Annotated in this window: 3 protein-coding genes; all 3 read right to left on the reverse strand. The window is 59.2% G+C overall.

The features are described from left to right. On the reverse strand, positions 1 to 1,384 hold a 1,384-nt coding region (gene glgP, locus JWS10_RS10060), incomplete at its 3' end, for a glycogen/starch/alpha-glucan family phosphorylase (protein WP_299506934.1). 337 nt (positions 1,385 to 1,721) lie between these two features. Then, positions 1,722 to 2,123, reverse strand: coding sequence for a Cu(I)-responsive transcriptional regulator (gene cueR / locus JWS10_RS10065; protein WP_299506939.1), 402 nt, complete (start codon positions 2,121 to 2,123; stop codon positions 1,722 to 1,724). Beyond that, the coding region (locus JWS10_RS10070; protein ID WP_299506941.1) for a heavy metal translocating P-type ATPase at positions 2,120 to 3,531 on the reverse strand (1,412 nt) is incomplete at its 5' end. The genes JWS10_RS10070 and cueR, both read right to left, overlap by 4 nt.

The raw sequence follows: 3,531 nt of genomic DNA on the forward strand, positions 1-3,531 counted from the left end.
GGTTGCACATTTTCAGCCAACGACGCGGCGTTACCCCATTGGTTTCGTTCATAATCCGCCCCGGATGCAGCGCGTCGAGTTCCGGGAACAGATTCTTCTTGACCAGATCAGAGTGCAGCGCCGAAACGCCATTAACCTTATGTGCCATCACGAACGCCAACTCGCCCATCCGCACTTCTTGGTGTTTGACGATGCCAATGTAATGCGGCGGGTTGAAGGTGGTGCGATGCCAAGCGTCGATCCGCTCAACAATCTGCATGTGGCGCGGCAGCGTGTTGCCGAAGGTGAAAGTCGCCCACCGCTCCAGCGCCTCGGGCAGCAGCGTGTGGTTGGTGTAGCCCAAGCAATCGCGCGCGGTTTCCAGCGCATCTTCAAAGCCCATGCCATTTTCATCGACCAGCAGACGGATTAACTCCGGCCCAGCTATGGCCGGATGGGTGTCGTTCATCTGAATAGCGACGTGTTTTGGCAGGTCGCGCAGATCGGTATGGCCGACTTTAAAGCGGCGCAAAATATCCTGCAAAGCCGCCGAGGTCAGGAAAAACTCCTGCTTTAAGCGCAACTCTTTGCCCTGATACGTCGTATCATCAGGATACAAAACTTGGCTCAACGTGCGCGCCAAAGCTTCCGGTTCAGCTGCAGCCGCATAATCGCCACGGTTAAACCGCTCCAGATCAAACTGTTTCGTCGGTTTCGCCGACCAAAGCCGCAAGGTGTTCGCCCATTTGCCCTGCCAGCCGATCACGGGCGTATCATAGGCCGAAGCCAAAACGGTCTCAGCCGGAATCCAAACATCCTTGCCGTCCTTCACCTCAAGCGTGCCCTTAAACGGGATCACATAGGCGCTTTCAGGACGTGCAAACTCCCACGGGTTGGCTTGCGACAACCAATCTTCCGGCATCTCAACCTGTTGACCACGCTCAAAACTTTGTCGAAACAGGCCATGCTCATAGCGGATGCCGTAACCGTAAGCCGGACAACCCACCGTCGCCATGCTTTCCATGAAACACGCAGCCAGCCGCCCCAAGCCGCCATTGCCAAGCGCCGCATCTGGTTCACCCTCGACAAGCGCGTGAAAGTCCTGACCCAAGCCAAGCATAACTTCTTCCGAGATATCCCGCAGTCCAAGGTTCACCGTGGCGTCTTCCAACAGTCGCCCGATCAGGAATTCCATCGAAAGATAATACACCCGTTTCCGGTTTTCTGCCCAAGTGCGGCGGGTCGACGCAAACCACGGCTCCATGATCCGATCACGAATGGCAAACGACAGCGCCATGCGCCAATCATAACGGCTGGCGTTGGCCGCATCTTTTCCAAGCGTGAACGTCAGATGCCGCAGCACGTCAGATCTCAGCAGGGCGGGTGTCAGGTTGGTATCCTTCAAAGCACATTCCACATGTTGTCATTACTACTGATGTCGAGCCTAGTCTGATCCCATGCGGGGTCAAGCAACCTACAGATCCATTCTGCCCGCAGTCGCCAGATTCCAAGCCAAGTCGAAAAACCTTCAAACCGATTTCCTGTTACCGCAAACATTTCAATTTTTCACTATATTTATCTTTTGCATATCACGAACTGTTAGGGCCGAAGCGCATTGAGCCGCGACGGCTTGCTAAACGGTCAGTTCGGAAGCCTGCTATGTCGCCGATCCGCGAAAGACCGCCTCTGATGAGACACGAGGCGCGCCGCGCAAACGAGGCGAGGCAATTTCGCACGCGCGACTAAGTTTGCGTCTGAGCCTGCTCCGATAAACCACTTAAAATCGGGCAGTCCGGCCGGGAGTCGCCACTGCAAGCTTGCACGAGTGTTGCCAACGTCGCCTCCATCGCGCGCAACTCGGCAATTTTGTCGCGTATCTGCGCCAGATGTGTCACGGCAACCGCTTTGACATCACAACTCGCCCGAGCATGGTCTTCATAAAGCGCCAACAAAGCCCGACAATCGACGATCGAAAACCCCAGCGACCGCGCTCGCCCGACAAACGCCAACTTGTGCAGATCGCTTTCGCCGAACGCACGGTAACCGTTATCGCTGCGTTTGGGATGGATCAGACCGATTTCTTCATAGTACCGGATAGTTTTGGCGGGCAGCCCCGCCGCCTTTGCAACTTCCGCGATATTCATCCCCGCACTCCTTTAAAGCGCCGCAGCCGCAGCGCGTTGAACAATACGAAAACCGACGATAACGCCATAGCCCCCGCCGCGAGCATCGGCGACAGTTGCGGTCCACCAAATGGCACCAAAACACCGGCCGCTATCGGGATCAGCGCCGCATTATAGCCAAAAGCCCACAGCAGATTTTGTTTGATATTACGCATGGTTGCGCGGGAAAGTTCCAGCGCGCGCGCAACCCCCATCGGATCGCCCGTCATCAGCACCACATCGCCCGCCTCAATCGCCACATCGGTGCCAGTGCCCATCGCAAACCCCACATCCGCCGCAGCCAGCGCGGGCGCATCATTGATACCATCACCGACAAACGCCACGCCCGCGCCAAGCCCCGCAATCACCCCAGCCTTACCCGCAGGCAGCACCCCTGCATGAACCTGCCTGATCCCAAGCGCGCCCGCCACCGCACGCGCCGTGGCCTCGGCATCGCCGGTAATCATCGCCACTTTGACACCCGCTGCCATCAAAGCCGCCACCGCTGCCGCAGCAGACGGCTTGATCGGATCGGCCACCGTGATCATACCAATCGCGCGACCCTCTTGGCCGACAAACAAAACGCCCTGCCCCTTCGCCTGCGCTTCAACCGCCTGCCCCGCCAGTTCCGCATCCAAATCTGGGAACATCCGCGCCGAGCCTACACTGACCGGCACCCCATCCAAAACCGCCCGCGCGCCTTGTCCCGGCACCGCCTCAAAACCAGTCACCGCCGCCACGACGATACCCAATCGCGCAGCCTCTGCCGCAACCGCTGCCGCCAGTGGATGCTCCGATGCCGCCTCAACCGCTGCCGCAATCTGCAAAACGAGCCCCCCGCCGATCACCGTTTGCACGACAGGCCGCCCCATCGTCAGCGTCCCGGTCTTATCGAACGCCACCAGCCGCACCGTCTCAAGCCTTTGCAAAGCCTCACCTTTACGGAACAGAATCCCCAATTCCGCCGCCCGCCCAGTGCCAACCAGAATGGACACAGGCACCGCCAGCCCCATCGCGCAGGGGCAAGCGATGATCAGCACTGACACCCCCGCCACCAACGCCTCGGCCAATCCCGGCCCGAGGATCAGCCAGACCAGCACCGTCAGCGCCGCCACAGCCATCACCACCGGCACAAACCTCAGCGTAATGCGGTCCACCAACGCCTGCACCGGCAGTTTGCTGCCCTGAGCCTGCTCCACCAGCGCAATGATTCGCGCCAAAACCGTGGCCGCGCCAACCTCGGTAATCTGCATCACCAGCGCCCCAGTGCCGTTCACAGTGCCGCCCGTCAGCCGCGCGCCTTGCAGTTTCTCCTGCCCCAAAGGCTCACCCGTCAGCATGGATTCGTCCACCGTCGAATGGCCTGAAACGACCAGCCCATCCGCCGGAA

The sequence above is a fragment of the Cypionkella sp. genome, from assembly GCF_028290025.1.
GTDB lineage: Bacteria > Pseudomonadota > Alphaproteobacteria > Rhodobacterales > Rhodobacteraceae > Cypionkella.